This is a genomic window from Nitrosospira sp. NpAV, assembly GCF_000832065.1.
Taxonomy (GTDB): domain Bacteria; phylum Pseudomonadota; class Gammaproteobacteria; order Burkholderiales; family Nitrosomonadaceae; genus Nitrosospira.
Genome location: NZ_JXQM01000017.1, coordinates 1 through 16,823, shown reverse-complemented (window position 1 = coordinate 16,823; position 16,823 = coordinate 1). Strand labels below are relative to the sequence as shown.

18 protein-coding genes are annotated in these 16,823 nt (G+C 53.1%); 16 read left to right on the top strand and 2 right to left on the bottom strand.

The window, feature by feature from the left end:
• Positions 1–76: 76 nt before the first annotated feature.
• Both odhB and lpdA read left to right on the top strand, forming a co-directional pair.
• Positions 77–1,312 (top strand): 2-oxoglutarate dehydrogenase complex dihydrolipoyllysine-residue succinyltransferase, encoded by a 1,236-nt coding sequence (gene odhB, locus SQ11_RS10665; RefSeq protein WP_041514167.1) that lies wholly within the window; start codon positions 77–79, stop codon positions 1,310–1,312.
• A gap of 81 nt (positions 1,313–1,393) precedes the next feature.
• Complete coding sequence (gene lpdA / locus SQ11_RS10660) at positions 1,394–2,839, top strand: dihydrolipoyl dehydrogenase (RefSeq protein WP_041514166.1); 1,446 nt, start codon at positions 1,394–1,396, stop codon at positions 2,837–2,839.
• Between the two features lie 633 nt (positions 2,840–3,472).
• Here the strand turns inward: lpdA and SQ11_RS10655 are convergent.
• On the bottom strand, positions 3,473–4,444 hold the full coding sequence (locus SQ11_RS10655; protein ID WP_052494175.1) for an HAF repeat-containing protein: 972 nt from the start codon (positions 4,442–4,444) through the stop codon (positions 3,473–3,475).
• Between the two features lie 1,190 nt (positions 4,445–5,634).
• Here SQ11_RS10655 and hisG point away from each other — a divergent pair.
• The 13 genes from hisG to tatC all read left to right on the top strand — a co-directional run bounded on the left by hisG (position 5,635) and on the right by tatC (position 14,522).
• The gene (gene hisG, locus SQ11_RS10650; protein WP_041514165.1) at positions 5,635–6,303 is read left to right on the top strand and encodes an ATP phosphoribosyltransferase; all 669 of its coding nucleotides are present in this window, start codon (positions 5,635–5,637) and stop codon (positions 6,301–6,303) included.
• A gap of 8 nt (positions 6,304–6,311) precedes the next feature.
• A complete protein-coding gene (hisD, locus tag SQ11_RS10645) occupies positions 6,312–7,631 on the top strand; it encodes a histidinol dehydrogenase (protein ID WP_041514164.1) in 1,320 nt (439 codons plus the stop codon).
• 6 nt (positions 7,632–7,637) lie between these two features.
• Positions 7,638–8,738: a histidinol-phosphate transaminase gene (gene hisC / locus SQ11_RS10640; protein WP_041514163.1), complete on the top strand. Its 1,101-nt coding sequence runs from the start codon at positions 7,638–7,640 to the stop codon at positions 8,736–8,738.
• A gap of 16 nt (positions 8,739–8,754) precedes the next feature.
• Positions 8,755–9,342: an imidazoleglycerol-phosphate dehydratase HisB gene (gene hisB, locus SQ11_RS10635; protein ID WP_041514162.1), complete on the top strand. Its 588-nt coding sequence runs from the start codon at positions 8,755–8,757 to the stop codon at positions 9,340–9,342.
• A 42-nt stretch (positions 9,343–9,384) separates the two neighbouring features.
• Positions 9,385–10,053: an imidazole glycerol phosphate synthase subunit HisH gene (gene hisH / locus SQ11_RS10630; RefSeq protein WP_041514161.1), complete on the top strand. Its 669-nt coding sequence runs from the start codon at positions 9,385–9,387 to the stop codon at positions 10,051–10,053.
• 58 nt (positions 10,054–10,111) lie between these two features.
• Entirely contained in the window at positions 10,112–10,882 is a 771-nt protein-coding gene (hisA, locus tag SQ11_RS10625) for a 1-(5-phosphoribosyl)-5-[(5-phosphoribosylamino)methylideneamino]imidazole-4-carboxamide isomerase (protein WP_041514160.1), read from the top strand.
• A gap of 96 nt (positions 10,883–10,978) precedes the next feature.
• Positions 10,979–11,752, top strand: a complete 774-nt coding sequence (gene hisF, locus SQ11_RS10620; protein WP_041514159.1) for an imidazole glycerol phosphate synthase subunit HisF — start codon at positions 10,979–10,981, stop codon at positions 11,750–11,752.
• A 39-nt stretch (positions 11,753–11,791) separates the two neighbouring features.
• Complete coding sequence (hisI, locus tag SQ11_RS10615; RefSeq protein ID WP_041514158.1) at positions 11,792–12,184, top strand: phosphoribosyl-AMP cyclohydrolase; 393 nt, start codon at positions 11,792–11,794, stop codon at positions 12,182–12,184.
• On the top strand, positions 12,181–12,507 hold the full coding sequence (locus SQ11_RS10610) for a phosphoribosyl-ATP diphosphatase (protein WP_041514157.1): 327 nt from the start codon (positions 12,181–12,183) through the stop codon (positions 12,505–12,507). Before hisI ends, SQ11_RS10610 begins: the two co-directional genes overlap by 4 nt.
• Before the next feature lie 2 nt (positions 12,508–12,509).
• On the top strand, positions 12,510–12,863 hold the full coding sequence (locus tag SQ11_RS10605; protein ID WP_041514156.1) for a histidine triad nucleotide-binding protein: 354 nt from the start codon (positions 12,510–12,512) through the stop codon (positions 12,861–12,863).
• 10 nt (positions 12,864–12,873) lie between these two features.
• Complete coding sequence (gene tatA / locus SQ11_RS10600) at positions 12,874–13,101, top strand: Sec-independent protein translocase subunit TatA (RefSeq protein ID WP_041514155.1); 228 nt, start codon at positions 12,874–12,876, stop codon at positions 13,099–13,101.
• A 94-nt stretch (positions 13,102–13,195) separates the two neighbouring features.
• The gene (gene tatB / locus SQ11_RS10595) at positions 13,196–13,582 is read left to right on the top strand and encodes a Sec-independent protein translocase protein TatB (RefSeq protein WP_041514154.1); all 387 of its coding nucleotides are present in this window, start codon (positions 13,196–13,198) and stop codon (positions 13,580–13,582) included.
• 124 nt (positions 13,583–13,706) lie between these two features.
• Complete coding sequence (gene tatC, locus SQ11_RS10590; RefSeq protein ID WP_041514153.1) at positions 13,707–14,522, top strand: twin-arginine translocase subunit TatC; 816 nt, start codon at positions 13,707–13,709, stop codon at positions 14,520–14,522.
• A gap of 55 nt (positions 14,523–14,577) precedes the next feature.
• Here tatC and SQ11_RS10585 read toward each other — a convergent pair whose 3' ends face one another.
• Positions 14,578–15,762, bottom strand: coding sequence for a S1C family serine protease (locus tag SQ11_RS10585; RefSeq protein WP_041514152.1), 1,185 nt, complete (start codon positions 15,760–15,762; stop codon positions 14,578–14,580).
• Positions 15,763–15,819: 57 nt separating this feature from the next.
• On the opposite strand from SQ11_RS10585, the gene SQ11_RS10580 reads away from it, so the two are divergent.
• Positions 15,820–16,569 carry a Nif3-like dinuclear metal center hexameric protein gene (locus SQ11_RS10580; RefSeq protein WP_041514151.1) on the top strand — a complete coding sequence of 250 codons (750 nt, stop codon included), beginning with the start codon at positions 15,820–15,822 and terminating at the stop codon, positions 16,567–16,569.
• The last annotated feature ends 254 nt before the right edge of the window (positions 16,570–16,823 follow it).

The following is a 16,823-nucleotide window of genomic DNA, read 5'->3' as shown; positions in this document are numbered from 1 at the left end:
AGTCTTTTTTTAATTGCACTGAATTGAAAAATTAGCGATTAACTGCCGGATTCAGATTTAACGAGGAGATGGGTCTATGCTAGTCGAAGTCAAAGTTCCGGTACTATCTGAATCGGTGGCGGAAGCCACGCTGCTTTCCTGGCACAAGAAAACGGGAGAACATGTCGACCGCGACGAAAATCTGATCGATATCGAGACTGATAAAGTCGTATTGGAATTACCGGCACCCGCCACGGGAGTACTGGCCAAAATCATCAAGGACGATGGCGCAACGGTGGCGGGTGGTGAAATCATTGCCACCATAGATACCGTGGCTGCGGCGGCATCTCCCACGCCCGTATCTGCCTCGCCAGCACCCGCGAGCACGGAACCTGCTCCAACCACCGCCTCTGTCGCAACGCCCGTTCCGGCGATGATGCCGGCCGCCCGAAGCCTGGCGGCCCAGGCCAACCTTGGAGCCGAAGAAATCAGCTCGATCAAGGGTAGCGGGCGTGACGGCCGTATCACCAAGGAAGATGTGGCGGCACATGTGAAAAGTAAGCCCTCGCCCGCTCCCGCAGCTCCCATATCCGTGCCGCCTACCGTTACCGCCGTGCCTGCGCCTGCCGGTAATCGACCCGAGCAGCGGGTGCCCATGTCGCGACTACGGGCGCGCATCGCCGAGCGTCTCGTGCAGTCTCAATCCACTGCCGCAATACTGACCACATTCAACGAAGTCAATATGCAAGCGATCATGGATCTGCGCGCCCGCTATAAGGATAAATTCGAGAAAGAGCACGGCGTCAAGCTCGGTCTCATGTCGTTCTTTGTCAAGGCGGCGGTTGCGGCGCTGAAAAAATTCCCCATCGTCAACGCGTCGGTGGATGGAAACGATATTATTTACCATGGCTATTTCGATATTGGTATTGCCGTGAGCAGCCCGCGAGGCCTGGTGGTCCCCATTATTCGCGACGCCGACTCCTTGACGCAGGCTGGGATTGAACGACAGATTGCCGATTTCGGCAAGCGCGCCATGGACGGCAAGCTGACCATTGAAGAATTGACGGGCGGTACCTTCTCCATTACCAATGGCGGGGTATTCGGCTCGATGCTCTCCACACCCATTATTAACCCGCCGCAAAGCGCCATTCTTGGCATTCACGCAACCAAGGACCGCCCAGTGGCCGAAAACGGCCAGGTGGTGATTCGTCCGATGACCTACCTCGCCCTCTCTTACGATCACCGCATCATTGATGGGCGCGAAGCGGTACTTTCGCTGGTGGCGATGAAGGAAGCGCTGGAATATCCGATGAGCCCATTGCTGGAAGCCTGATGCGCAGTCAACGTTTCACTTTTGCGGAGCCATATTCTGTATTTTATGGTCTATTTTTCATTCTTTTCATAAAGTGCCAGCATGTCCCAATCTTTTGATGTTGCGGTAATCGGTGCCGGTCCCGGCGGGTATGTGGCGGCGATTCGCTGCGCCCAGCTGGAACTCAAGACCGTCTGTATAGATGAGTGGAAGAATCCGCAAGGCAAGGCCAGTCTCGGCGGCACCTGTCTGAATGTCGGCTGCATTCCCTCCAAGGCGCTGCTGGAATCGTCGGAGAATTATGAACGTGCCGCGCATAAATTCGCGGCGCACGGAATCAAGGTGGAAGGCCTGTCCGTGGATATTCCCACGATGATGTCGCGCAAGGATAAAATTGTCGCCGCCTTCACCGGCGGCGTTGCCATGCTGCTCAAGAAAAATAAAGTGACACCGATACATGGGCGTGGAACGCTGCTCAAAAGCATCAAATATGACGGCAGCAATACGCTCTGGCAAATCGAAGTGAAAAACGGAGATAAAGTCGATACCATCGAGGCAAAACATATCATCCTTGCCACGGGTTCGATTCCGCGCCAATTGCCCTTCGCGCCGGTGGACAATGAACGGATACTGGACAATGCCGGCGCATTGGCGCTGACGGAAACACCAAAACGGCTCGGTGTGATTGGTGCGGGCGTGATCGGCCTGGAAATGGGTAGCGTGTGGCGGCGGCTCGGTTCGGAAGTCACCCTCCTTGAAGCGCTGCCCGGATTCCTTGCGGCCGCCGACGAACAAGTGGCAAAAGAAGCAAAAAAAATCTTTACCAGAGAAACAGGCCTAGTAATACAAACGGGCATCAAGATCAGCGGGATCAAAACCGGGAAGGCCATCACGGTAGAATATGCTGATGCCGAGGGCAAAGCGCAACAACTGGAAATCGACAAATTGATTGTCGCGGTCGGCCGGGTTCCCAATACTACTGGCCTGGGTGCGGAAAATGTCGGGCTGAAACTGGATGACCGCGGTTACATCGCAGTCGACAGCCAATGCCGCACCAATCTGCCGAACATATATGCCGTGGGTGACGTGGTACGCGGGCCCATGCTGGCGCATAAAGCCTCCGAAGAAGGCGTCGCGGTAGCCGAAACCATCGCGGGCCAGGCGGGGCATGTGAATCTCGACACCATTCCCTGGGTGATCTATACCTCACCGGAAATTGCCTGGGTAGGCAAGACCGAACAGGAACTGAAAACAGCAGGTATTCAATATAAAGCGGGACAATTTCCCTTCATGGCGAACGGGCGCGCGCGCGCATTGGGCGAGACGGGCGGGTTCGTCAAAGTGCTGGCCGACGTGGACACTGACCGCATCCTGGGCGTCCACATGATCGGCCCCTACGTTTCCGAAATGATCGCCGAAGCGGTGGTGGCAATGGAATTCGCGGCCAGCAGCGAAGATATCGCCCGCATCGTTCATGCCCATCCCTCATTATCGGAAGTTCTGCACGAAGCGGCGCTGGGGGTGGATAAACGGGCGGTGCATATATAAATGAGCTGAACCCGGTACGGGAAGAGGGCGACGATTAGCCTCCCTCCTCTCCCTCCTCTCTCTCCTCGCCATCCCCTATTCAATCCCGGTTTCTATCAGCGCCGCGTAAGGCGTATTTCCTGGAGGGAAAATGATCAAGACCTTAGCGGAGATCAGCATTTTTTTCAATAATCTTCACGACTACCTCATTGGAACGCCAGCCATTGATAATATCGAATGAGGCACGGCCCATGGTACCAGGCTCGATTATGATATAGATATCTTGCCCCAAAGATGCTTTAAGGTAAGTACCTGGATCATAAAACGAAGTCATAAAGAAGGCGAATATCCCATTGAGAGGTGTGAAAGATACGGTTAACGCAACGTAGAGGGTAACAGCGCAGTGAAGAGCGAGAAACCCTCCTCATTTTTTTCTTTTGCCAAACCACAACTATAAATTGTTGAAGATTTACTGGGGGTCTAAGCCCAAACCGGCGGAATCTTTAACACCAGCCAATATGGTTTTCATGTCAATTGGATGCTGATTGTAGCGAAATGCATAATGGCTGTTAATGCCCAATTGGGGCATCTTCCAGCCTTTTTGGGTATTGAGCAGGTTGGAACGGGGACCACTGACAGCCCTCCTCCGGCGTATCAGCCTTTCTGTTTACGCGATACCAAGACTCTGATCAGAACCAGGCCTGCCAGCATCAGGGCATAGGATTGCGGTTCGGGAACAGAAGGAATGGGGACAGTGGAGATTGCAATCACCTGTCCCATATTATTAATAGCGATTGCCTCCGATAGCACAACTCCGGCCGGCAAGGTAACCAGCGAATTGAGGTCGGTCATGCCCACGCCGTTGGGGCCGGTGATGAAAGCATGGGTCTGCCCGTCAACCGTGTCGTAAGCCCCTACTACCTGCCCGACATCGTTGATGCCAGTAGCCCCGCTATAAATTCCGCTCAGTGTGCCCAGATCGGTCATGCCCACGCCATTGGGGCCAGTGATGAAAGCATGGGTCTGTCCGTCAACCGTGTCGTAATGCCCTACTACCTGCCCGACATCGTTGATGCCAGTAGCCCCGCTATCAATTCCGCTCAGCGTGCCCGGAGAGGTCATGCCCACGCCGTTGGGACCGGTGATGAATGCGTAGATCCCCCCACCGAGGTCCCATCCAAAAACCCCTGCCACCTGTCCGGCAGCGTTGATACCAGCAGCGTGGCTATAACCCATCCCCTGCGTGCCCAGGTCGGTCATGCCCACGCCGTTAGGGCCGGTGATGAACGCATGGGTCTGGCCGTTGACCATGGATAACCCCACTACCTGCCCGGCAGCGTTGATGCCAGTAGCCGAGGTATCATATCCGTCCAATGTGCCCAAGTCGGTGATGCCCATGCCGTTGGGACCGGTAATGAATGAGCGGGTCCCGACGGCGCCGTTGCCGGACCATCCCACCACCTGCCCGGCATCGTTGATGCCAGTAGCCCAGCTAAACCCCCCTCTCGACGTACCCAGATCGGTCATGCCCATGCCATTGGGACCGGTGACGAACGCGTGGAACTGGCCGGCGGCCGTTTCGGCATACCCCACCACCTGCCCAGCATCGTTGATGTCAGAAGCCATGCTAATACTCCCGCCTAGCGTGCCCAGGTCGGTCACCTTCTTACTGTTGAGGTCGATAATATATGCGTGTGGCTGTGCGAAGACTGGAGCAACGAAAGCAGGATAAATGCTTATAATAACAACACAAATCAGGTTTTGGATTTTAGAATAACGAATAATCTTCATGATTATGAATTCTTAAGAAAGTTGAACGTTTATGCATTATAGGTGATGCGCACGGCTTATTCGATCGAGATCGTCGAATCTCACGATAAGCGAATGCATCACATCGTAGATATTGATAACACTTTCCTACCAAAATGATTTTCCGAGCGTGCGCCGCGTCATCTTGTTAAATCGCCTAGAGGAAAAGGTGATGAAAGGATAGCTTCACAGTGACTTGCAAAGGTAGTGCACTATCTCTTGACCTTAAAGCAAGTTTCAAGCCATTAAAATATATCTATTATAAATAATGTGTTGCATAGACACGCATAGCGGATAAAACAAATAGAGCAGAAATATCGACACTTCTTCGAGGAAAATGTAAAAAACTGTCAAAAGGTTTTTCAGTTTGTGTTAGTGAACAGCGACCGTTACGCGTTCAAGCAGGTTCCGGCCATACATATTCAAATCCCCTGCATTCCTCTATTTAAAGTATCTGCGATCCAGATTCGCTTAAATGTCACAAGTCTTGCTTGCCTATCATTCATATGTCATGTCTACCCAAGTTGACTATTAATGCCTATCCCCTCGAATTGTACCGTATTGGCGTACCTCAGGAAGACATCATCATGAGACATTTTCAGCGTCTTATATCACAGCTGCTCCCCCCTTAAGAAGTGAGTGGTTCGCCAGCATCGATAATCCGCAAACCTGGCGCGCTTACCAGAACGGCTTGCGTAGCTTCATCGTTTCGTCACTATTTATTGACTGGAGGGCTTCCGGATAGTCACTCTTGTTCGCGTGCTGGCCTGGTGCAAGACGTCGAATAGATGATCACTTCCGGTACCACTATCCGAAAAAAAAATTGAGAGGCATCCCCTCCCTGTTTTCTCTACCTCGCTTTATTGTGGATTGCACCGTGAACGGACCTCGCAGAGGATTTGTTCAAGGGCTCGTTGGAACCTTGCATAGCCGCAAAATCTTTCAATATTTTTCGGCAAGCTCGCCGTAGCCGCTTTGAGGTAAAATAGTTTTTTTACGGGTTCTCTATGACTAGCATTACCATTGCTCTCTCCAAGGGTCGCATTTTCGACGATACCGCCCCGCTGTTGAAAGCAGCGGGGGTTGTCGCGCTGGACGATCCCGAGACGTCGCGTAAACTGATTCTTGCCACCAACCGCGATAACGTACGGCTTATCATTGTGCGCGCTTCGGATGTGCCGACTTATGTGCAATATGGTGCGGCGGATATGGGTATCGCCGGCAAGGATGTGTTGCTGGAGCATGGCGGGTCGGGGCTTTATCAGCCGCTGGATCTGCATATCGCCCGCTGCCGCATGATGGTGGCGGTACGCGACGACTTCGATTACGAATCCGCTGTACGCCGCGGAGCGCGGCTGCGGGTAGCGACCAAGTATCTGCACACGGCGCGCGAACACTTCGCCGAAAAGGGCATGCATGTGGATCTCATCAAACTCTACGGCTCGATGGAGCTTGCACCGCTGGTAGGATTGGCGGATGCAATTGTCGATCTTGTTTCCAGTGGCAATACGCTGAAGGCCAACCATCTTAAGGCAGTGGAAGAAATTATGCCGATTTCAGCCCGGCTGATCGTCAACCAGGCAGCGTTGAAATTGAAGCGGGAAACTATACAACCGATGCTGGATGCATTCTCCGCGGCAATCGGGCAATGCGAAGAGACAACAGCACAACCCTAACTAATCCTATGATTCAAATTAAGAAATTGTCTTCCGCCGATGCCGGCTTCCACGCGGCGCTGGCGAAACTGCTGGCCTTTGAAGACGCGCACGATGCGGCGGTAGACGCAACAGTCGCCGGCATTCTCACGGATATCAAAGCACGCGGCGATGAAGCCCTGCTGGAATACACGCGCCGCTTCGACCGTCTGGAGGCAAGCTCGGCGGCGCGGCTGGAATTGTCCCGGGACTACTTGAATCAAGCTCTGCAGAGCCTATCCGCAGATCAACGTAATGCCCTGGAGCAGGCTGCGGCACGCGTGCGCGCCTACCACGAAAAGCAGTTGGCCCAGTCCTGGAGTTATACAGAACCTGACGGTACGCTCCTGGGCCAGAAAATAACCCCGCTGAGCCGCGTCGGGCTGTATGTTCCCGGCGGCAAGGCATCGTATCCGTCGTCGGTGCTGATGAACGCAATTCCCGCCAAGGTGGCGGGCGTCACCGAACTTATCATGGTGACACCGACCCCCGGCGGAGAAAAAAATAATCTGGTACTGGCTGCGGCGGCGATCTGCGAAGTGGATCGGCTGTTTACCATTGGCGGCGCCCAGGCTGTCGGCGCACTGGCCTATGGCACCGAGACCGTGCCGCGCGTGGATAAGATCGTCGGACCGGGCAATGAATATGTGGCGGCGGCCAAGCGCCGCGTATTTGGCGTGGTGGGTATCGATATGGTGGCGGGCCCGTCCGAAATCCTGGTGATTTGCGATGGCAAAACCAATCCTGACTGGATTGCAATGGATCTATTTTCGCAAGCTGAACACGATGAAATGGCCCAGGCAATCCTGCTTTGCCCCGACGCTGCTTTTATCGACGCAGTAGCGGAAAGTATTGCGCGACAGCTGGAAACAATGCCACGCAAGGCGGTTATACAGGCGTCGCTGGAGAATCGCGGCGCCCTGATTCAAGTGCAGGATCTCGACGAAGCCTGCGCCATCGCGAATCATGTGGCACCCGAGCACTTGGAATTATCGGTCGAACAGCCGGAAAAATGGGTGGATAAAATCAACCATGCCGGTGCGATTTTCCTGGGACGCTACACATCCGAAGCCCTCGGCGATTACTGCGCCGGCCCCAATCACGTGTTGCCCACTTCCCGTACCGCGCGCTTTTCGTCACCGTTGGGCGTGTATGATTTTCAGAAGCGCAGCAGCCTTATCCAGGTGTCGGAGCAAGGCGCGGCAAAGCTAGGCGCGATTGCTTCAACCCTCGCCCATGGCGAAGGCCTGCAGGCCCATGCCATGTCTGCGGAATATCGCTTCATGAACAGGGCTGGCAGGCAAGACTGATAAAAAATGTCCAGATCACCCGATCAGGTTATCCGTCCTGAAATTCTTGCGCTTTCCGCCTATCACGTGTCGCCTGCAAGCGGTCTGGTGAAGCTGGATGCCATGGAAAATCCTTATTCCTTGCCGCGGGAACTGCGTGATGAAATCGCACTGCTTGCGGCCGATGCGCCGATCAATCGCTATCCCGACGCAGGGGCCGCCTCTCTCAAAGCCGCGTTGCAGGGGGCGCTGGCGATTCCCGAAGGAATGGACATCATGCTGGGCAACGGTTCGGACGAGATCATCCAGATTATCGCCCTGGCCTTTGCCAGACCGGGAGCAATATTGATGAGTGTCGAGCCCGCATTCGTCATGTTCCGTATGATTGCCACTTTCACAGGAATGGGTTACGCGGGCGTGCCACTGAGAGCCGATTTTTCGCTCGATGTGGATGCGATGCTTGCCGCCATCGCGCAGCAGCAACCTGCGGTGATTTTTATCGCCTATCCTAATAACCCCACCGGCAACCTGTTTGACGCCGACGCAGTCTCGCGTATTATTGAAGCTGCTCCCGGCGTAGTGGTGGTGGATGAGGCCTACCATGCCTTCGCCGACGCGAGCTTTTTGGATAAACTGGTGCAGTACCCCAATCTGCTGTTGATGCGTACGCTTTCCAAGCTGGGATTGGCCGGTTTGAGGCTGGGACTCCTGATCGGACGAACCGAATGGTTGAGTCAGCTTGAGAAGTTGCGTTTGCCGTATAATGTGGGGATCTTCACCCAGTTGATCGCGGAAAAAGTATTACAGTATCCCGATATCCTGCTGCAACAAGCCGAGGCGATCAAGACTGAACGAACGGTGATGAGTGAGCGTCTGGCGACCCTGGATGGTATTGAGGTTTTTCCGACAGATGCGAATTTTATCCTGTTCCGTGTACCCCAGGGATATAAGGCCGGTGAAGTGTTTCAAGAACTTAAAATGCGTGGCATATTGATCAAGAATCTTGACGGTTCTCACCCATTATTAAAAAACTGCCTGCGCGTGACAGTGGGAACGCCCACTGAAAACGTGCAATTTTTGGAAGCACTGCGGGCCTCGCTTACGACAAGCTTCACCCAAGAACCCTAGCAATTAAAATATCCCCATGCGTCAGGCCCAAGTCACCCGCAACACCCTGGAAACGCAGATCAGCGTCAAAATTGATCTGGATGGAACCGGCAAGGCAACGCTGGATACCGGCGTACCATTTCTCGACCATATGCTGGATCAGGTGGCACGTCATGGCATGATAGACTTGGAGATCGCCGCCAAAGGGGATTTGCACATCGATGCCCATCACACCGTGGAAGATATCGGCATTACCCTTGGACAAGCCCTCGCACAGGCTATCGGGGACAAGAAGGGTTTGCGTCGTTACGGCCACGCTTATGTACCGCTGGACGAAGCACTGTCACGCGTGGTGGTGGATTTCTCGGGACGTCCCGGGCTGGAACTTAACATCGAGTTTACGCGCGCGCGCATCGGCGAATTTGACGTTGATTTGATAAATGAATTCTTTCAAGGTCTTGTCAACCATGCCATGGTGACACTGCACGTCGACAACCTGTCGGGACGCAATGCCCATCACCAGGCGGAAACCGTGTTCAAGGCGTTCGGCCGCGCGTTGCGCATGGCGATGGAACCCGATCCCCGGGCGGCAGGAATAATCCCCTCCACCAAAGGCTCCTTGTAACGTCTTACTCCCCCTCATTTGCATGGTATGAGAAGTACCCACATGACTGATATTGCGATCGTTGATTATGGCATGGGCAACCTGCGCTCGGTATCCAAGGCTCTGGAGCATGTTGCCCCGCATGCCTCTATCGTCGTTACCGGCGACCCGGAAGTCGTACGGAAAGCTGATCGTGTGGTGGTGCCCGGCCAGGGCGCGATGCCCGACTGCCTGCGTGAACTGGATGCGCGCGGGTTGCGCGAGGTGGTGCGGGATGCCGCCATCAATAAACCGTTTCTCGGTATTTGCATAGGTCTGCAAATGCTGTTCGAAAGCAGCGAGGAAGGTAATGTAAAAGGCCTGGGTATCGTATCCGGCAAGGTATTACGCTTTCCCTCCACAGCGATGGTGAGCGCGGAGGGGCAAAAACTTAAAGTGCCGCACATGGGCTGGAATCAAGTGCATCGGGCTATCGATCATCCCTTATGGAAAGACATCCCCAACGACGCTCGCTTTTATTTTGTACACAGCTATTACGTCGAAACCGCCAGCCCGGAATCCGCCGCAGCCTATAGCTTTTATCCTTTTGCATTTACTTGCGCGGTAGCAAAAAATAATATTTTTGCCGTGCAGTTTCACCCCGAAAAAAGTCATGAAGCGGGATTGACGCTGCTGCGTAACTTCGTGCAATGGGAACCCGCTTCTCGCCTGGATAATCAGCCCCGGACATAAAATCTTTTCTGTCTCGAAACATCGAATCCAATCCTATATTTTTAAATCCTGATCCAAAATGCTTATCATTCCCGCAATAGATCTGAAAGATGGTCAGTGTGTACGTCTAAAGCAAGGCGTAATGGAAGACGCCACCGTATTTTCGGAAAATCCTGGCGCCATGGCTAGACATTGGGTAGATCAGGGTGCGCGGCGGCTGCATCTGGTGGATCTCAACGGTGCGTTTGCCGGCAGGCCAAAGAATGAACTGGCCATTCGTGACATCGTTGAAGCCATCGGCGATGAGATTCCGACCCAGCTTGGCGGCGGCATACGCGATCTCGAAACGATCGAACGTTATCTCGACGACGGCATCACCTATATCATCATCGGCACCGCGGCGGTGAAGACGCCGGGGTTCCTGCATGAAGCCTGTAACGCTTTCCCCGGTCATATCATGGTGGGATTGGACGCCAGGGAAGGCAAAGTGGCTGTTAATGGCTGGTCCAAGGTCACCGGTCATGACGTGGTGGATCTTGCGAAAAAATTTGAGGATTATGGTGTCGAAGCGATCATCTACACGGATATAGGACGGGACGGCATGCTCAGCGGCGTCAATATCCGGGCTACCGTGGAGCTTGCCCGGGCGCTCACTATTCCGGTCGTTGCCAGTGGCGGCATTACCAATCTCGACGATATCAAAGCGCTCTGCGAAATCGAATTGGAAGGCATTATGGGTGCAATCACGGGTCGCGCGATCTACGAAGGGACTCTGGATTTCAAATCGGCACAAACTCTGGCGGATGATCTGAGTATAAAAATGAGGTCCGGAGATACGGCCCCTTCCTGATGGAATTTCAATAAATTACCGCAAAACAGTGGAACCCGGATAGGGTTCTGTTTTGTCATTTAACTACATCTTTCCGTATCCCGGTCTATTCCAGCTATGGGTCTTGCCAAACGTATCATTCCCTGCCTTGACGTCACAAATGGACGCGTAGTCAAGGGCGTCAATTTCATCGAGCTGAGAGACGCGGGTGATCCCGTCGAGATATCGCGCCGTTACGACGAGCAGGGAGCAGATGAACTGACTTTTCTCGATATCACCGCCAGCTCTGATAATCGCGACTTGATTCTGCATATTATTGAAGAGGTTGCATCCCAGGTGTTCATTCCGTTAACCGTGGGCGGCGGGGTTCGTCAAGTGGAGGACGTCCGCAGACTATTGAATGCCGGAGCAGATAAGGTAAGCATCAACACCTCGGCGGTACAGAATCCCCAATTGGTCGCCGATGCCACGGGCCGTTATGGGTCACAGTGCATCGTGGTGGCGATCGACGCGAAGCGGGTAAGCGGGACTGACGATTTCCCGCAATGGGAAGTATTTACCCATGGGGGGCGTAAGGCTACCGGTCTGGACGTGGTTGAATGGGCAAAAAGAATGCAATTACTAGGGGCTGGCGAGATATTGCTTACCAGTATGGATAAGGATGGCACTCGCAATGGGTTTGATCTGGCGCTTACGCGGGCGGTCTCGGACGCGGTGGATGTGCCGGTAATCGCAAGCGGTGGTGTAGGTAATCTCCATCACCTGGCGGATGGAATCTTGCAGGGCCACGCGGATGCGGTGTTGGCCGCAAGTATTTTCCACTATGGTGAATACAGCATACGCCAGGCCAAAGCGTATATGGCGCAGCATGGTATTGAAGTACGCCTGTAGTGGTAGAATGAAAATTCAATAATTACTCCAAGCATGTCCATGTCCGACAATTGGCTCAACAAAGTAAACTGGTCCGAGGACGGGCTGGTGCAGGTAGTGACACAGGAGGCCCGCAGTTATACGGTGCTGATGGTCGCCTGGATGAACCGCGAGGCGCTGAAACTCACTGTCCAAACCAACGAGGCGCATTATTGGTCCCGCTCCCGCAAGAAACTCTGGCATAAAGGCGAAGAATCGGGACACGTTCAAAAAGTAAAGGAAATCCGCCTGGATTGTGATCAGGATGTTCTGCTACTAACAGTGGAACAAGTAGGCGGCATAGCCTGTCATACAGGCAGACATAATTGCTTTTTCAATAAATTAGATAATGGTCAGTGGACGGTGGTTTCGCCGGTGATCAAGAGCCCTGAAGAGATCTATAAGAAGAAATGACTGATCCAGCTATCCTTGACCGCCTGGCTGCAACGATCGAAGCCCGTAAAAGCGCAGACCCCGCGGCCTCCTATGTAGCGAGGCTATTGCACGAGGGAGAGGACAAAATCCTCAGGAAAGTTACGGAAGAGGCTGTAGAGGTTTTGTTAGCCTCAAAAGAGGGGAATAAGGAGCATATTGCACGCGAGACGGCGGATTTGTGGTTCCACTGTATGGTGTTGCTGGCTCATCATGGACTAAGGCCGGATGATGTGCTGAATGAATTGCAGCGCCGGGAGGGAACTTCGGGGCTAGACGAGAAGGCATTGCGGAAAATGGGATAAATATGGAAAACTGTATCTTCTGTAAAATCGTACGAGGAGAGATCTCCAGTAAACACGTATACGAGGATGCCGACGTGTTCGCCTTTCACGATATCCATCCCGCGGCCCCGGTACATTTTATGGTGGTACCCAAATTGCACATTAGCTCACTCGCCGACGTTGAGGACAAGCATCGCAGTTTACTGGGCGATATGATGATTCTGATACCCAGACTGGCGAAAGAACAAGGGTGCACCGATGGCTTTCGTACCGTTATCAACACCGGGCGCGTGGGGGGACAGGAAGTTTACCATTTGCATATTCACGTCATCGGTGGCAGGGATCGCTTGCCTGTCATGATTCCCCACCCGAGATAAGGAGTAAATGATGGGATCATTCAGTATCTGGCACTGGCTGGTCGTTCTTATAATCGTTGTTCTGGTATTCGGCACCAAAAAACTTCGCAACCTAGGCAGTGATCTGGGCGGCGCGGTGAAAGGCTTCAAGGAAGGCATGAAAAACGCCGATGGAGAAGAGATATCCCCCCCATCCCAGCAAGCCGGCGGTCAGACCATCGAGGGCGAGGTGAAGGACAAAACCCAAACAAAGCTGTAACGGGTGATTACTACTGAACAAGGTGCGGTGAATCGCTGAAGGAATTGGAATCCAGTGACCCTTATCACGCTTTCACAAGTGATGCTCACAAAAAATGTTCGATATCAGCTTCACAGAAATTGTTGTTATAGCGATGGTGGCGTTGATCGTCCTCGGCCCGGAACGACTGCCTCAGGTAGCGCGTACTTTGGGACATCTGTTCGGGCGGGCTCAACGTTATGTGAATGATGTCAAGAATGATATTCGGCATGAAATGGAACTGGAAGAACTGAGGAAATTGAAAACTTCGGTACAGGAGACCGCCAGATCCATTGAAAGCACGGTAAGAACAGAAATAAACCAATTCCAGGACATTGCAGCGGAAACAAAGTCCATGGCCACAACCGATCCCGCCGGAGGGAATGTAGCAGAACCCACAGCTCCGGTAGCCTCGTCCGCCACCACCCCTGCCAAATCAGCCAAATCGCTGGCACAATCCTAGAATCGGATAAAACGGCGGGGAGCAAAGGTATATCGCCAGAAGATAGAACGGCAAATAACCCCTACCCGGCCGGGCACGGCTCGGTATACTAGGACCGTTTTTTCTACTCCCATTACCGCACAGCATGAGTGTCGACGAAACATTTATTTCGCATCTTGTGGAATTACGCGCCAGGCTGCTGCGCATCATCAGCGGGCTGGCGGTCGGGTTTCTGCCCTGCGCATATTATGCGCGGGAACTCTACTCACTGCTGGCGCAACCTCTTCTGGAAAAACTGCCACAAGGCGGGCAGATGATAGCCACCGAAGTTGTCACACCTTTCTTCGTGCCGATGAAGGTTGCCATGATGACCGCTTTCGTCATCACCCTGCCGCATACGCTATATCAGGTGTGGGCATTTGTCGCACCGGGATTGTATGCCCACGAAAAACGGCTGGTGCTGCCTCTGGTGGTTGTCAGCAGCTTTCTATTCATTTGCGGCATGGCTTTTGCCTATTTTGCAGCGCTGCCACTGGTATTCGAATTCATTACCCATTTTGCACCGCAAGGTGTAGCGGTGATGACCGATATCGGCAAGTATCTCGACTTTGTGCTAACGATGTTCATTGCCTTCGGTATTACGTTCGAAGTTCCGATATTTGTAGTGATCCTGGTTCGAATGGGAATTGTCTCTATCGAGAAGCTGAAGGAAGTACGCCGCTATGTCCTCGTTGGTGCATTCGTTGTCGGCGCAATATTCACGCCGCCCGATGTGGTTTCGCAATTTATGTTGGCAGTACCGCTTTACCTGCTCTACGAACTAGGCATATTGGTGGCGGGTTTCATTATCAACCCGGCTCCCGGGCCGGCATTAATGTATTCCTCGAACGACCAAGAGAAGGAGCGGGAATTAGATGGCGTAGAAGCCCAGGCGAAAAACCCGGAAGAGAAAAGTGGCTGAATGCCGCAATTCTTGCTGCAATAATTGCACGAACGGGTAAAGCCGGTCTCGAGATTTATTCTATCCCATCCGGGTCCTGATACTGATCTTGGGGCATTGGCTTGGGGCGCTTCCCGACATTAATCTTGATGGATTTCTCCGACTGATTGCGCATCACCGCAATATTGGCGGTTTTTCCCGGCGGCAATGCAGCAATCAGATCGAGCATCACGGATGAATCAGTGACTGCTTTGCCATCCACCGCCACAAGGATATCCCCTGGCTTCACTCCAGCCTGATCCGCCGGCCCGTTCTTGAGCACACCCGCGATTAGCGCACCATTGGTGTTGGGGCGCTTGAATGATTCTGCCAGCTCGGGTGTCAAATCTTGTACTTCCACACCGATCCACCCTCGCGTCACGCCGCCAGTCTGAATGATCTGTTCCATTATCTGTCTGGCCACACTGGTGGTAATGGCAAAGCCGATGCCAAGCGATCCGCCAGTCCGGGAAACAATCGCGGTATTGATGCCGATCAAATTGCCAGAGGTATCCACCAGCGCACCGCCCGAATTACCCGGGTTGATAGCGGCGTCGGTCTGGATAAAATTTTCAAAAGTATTTATACCCAGGTGTGATCGTCCCAATGCGCTGACGATGCCCATGGTCACCGTCTGCCCAACCCCAAATGGATTGCCTATGGCAAGCACGACGTCGCCAACCTTGGCGCGGTCGGAGTGTCCGAAAGTCATCGTAGGCAATGCCTCCATATCCACCTTTACAACCGCAAGGTCAGTTTCCGGATCCGAGCCGATGACGCGTGCTTTTCCCTTTCTTCCATCAGCCAACGCTATCTCGATTTCGTCCGCCGCCTCTATCACATGATGATTGGTGAGGATATAGCCTTCAGGACTGACAATGACACCGGAGCCAAGACTTGATGCACGCCGGCTCGGGGACTCGAAGCGATCGCCGAAGAAGCGACGGAACCTGGGGTCATCCATCAATGGATGGGGGGATACCTTGATCTCTTTGCTAGTAAAAACATTCACCACTGAAGGCATGGCGACTTGGGCGGCCTCGCTAAAACTGTTGAACTTGGATACCTCCTTGGGCTCCCCCCCGGACGCAGCCTCTTTGATGGTTATCGTGGCGCCACGCTGACTCCATGGCAGCAGTTCAGGCCGCAAGGTAGAAACTACAAACAACACCGCAAGGACTATCGTTGCCGTTTGTGCGAAAATCAACCAGAGTTTATGCATTTTTTTAGGGTGCAGATTTTGAGATCAGGATAAATGGGATAGGCCCAGGAAATATCGATGCAATTGAATGAACTTGAAACCTATTTGAGCCAACTTCTGGATGTCGCCCGTTTTCGCGATTATTGCCCAAATGGACTGCAAGTGGAAGGCCGAAGTGAAGTGCGTAAACTAGTCAGCGGTGTAACCGCCTCGTTCGATCTCCTGCAAGCGGCTGTAGCAGCCGAAGCGGACGCGGTGCTGGTACATCACGGTTATTTCTGGCGCGGTGAGGATCAATGCCTGATCGGAATGAAACATCGCCGTGTTGCGCTGCTGATGGCGCACCATGTCAGTCTGCTGGCATATCATTTGCCGCTGGACGCACACCCGGAATTTGGCAACAACGCTCAGCTCGCCCGCAGACTGGGTTTCGTCGAAACCGGCCGTTTCGGTGAACAAAATATCGCTATGCAAGGTAATTTATTGTCAGGGGCATCAACCCTGCAAGAACTGCGGCTCAATGTTGAATATATCCTGTCTCGAAAACCTCTGGTCATTGGAAAGGATGCAAAATTGATTCGGCGTGTAGCTTGGTGCACCGGCGGCGCCCAGGATTATTTCGATGAAGCCATCCGTTTGGGAGTGGATGCGTTTCTTACAGGAGAGATTTCCGAGCGAAACGTGCATGCCGCACGCGAGTCCGGCGTGGCCTTTATTGCCGCGGGGCATCACGCCACCGAGCGTTATGGCATACAGGAATTGGGAGAGCTTATCTCCCGCAAATTTGGTGTTTCGCATCAATTCATTGATATTGATAGTCCGGTGTGAGGCATGACGCTCGCTCTGAATACCATGCGGATATTCTTATTTATAATCCAGTTATGCGCATTGCCTAGCAGTTGGGCCCACTCAATTTCAGCGTGCTATTTTCTTGACACACCGTAGCTCCCAAAGTTAGTCTAACTGAAAATCTTGGGTTATAATAAGGGCCATTGACTAGGGTAGGCTCTTTTGTCTGATGGCGGAATAGTCTAAACGGATCAGACGGCACAGATGGCAACGGCATCAAAAAAACAATTATT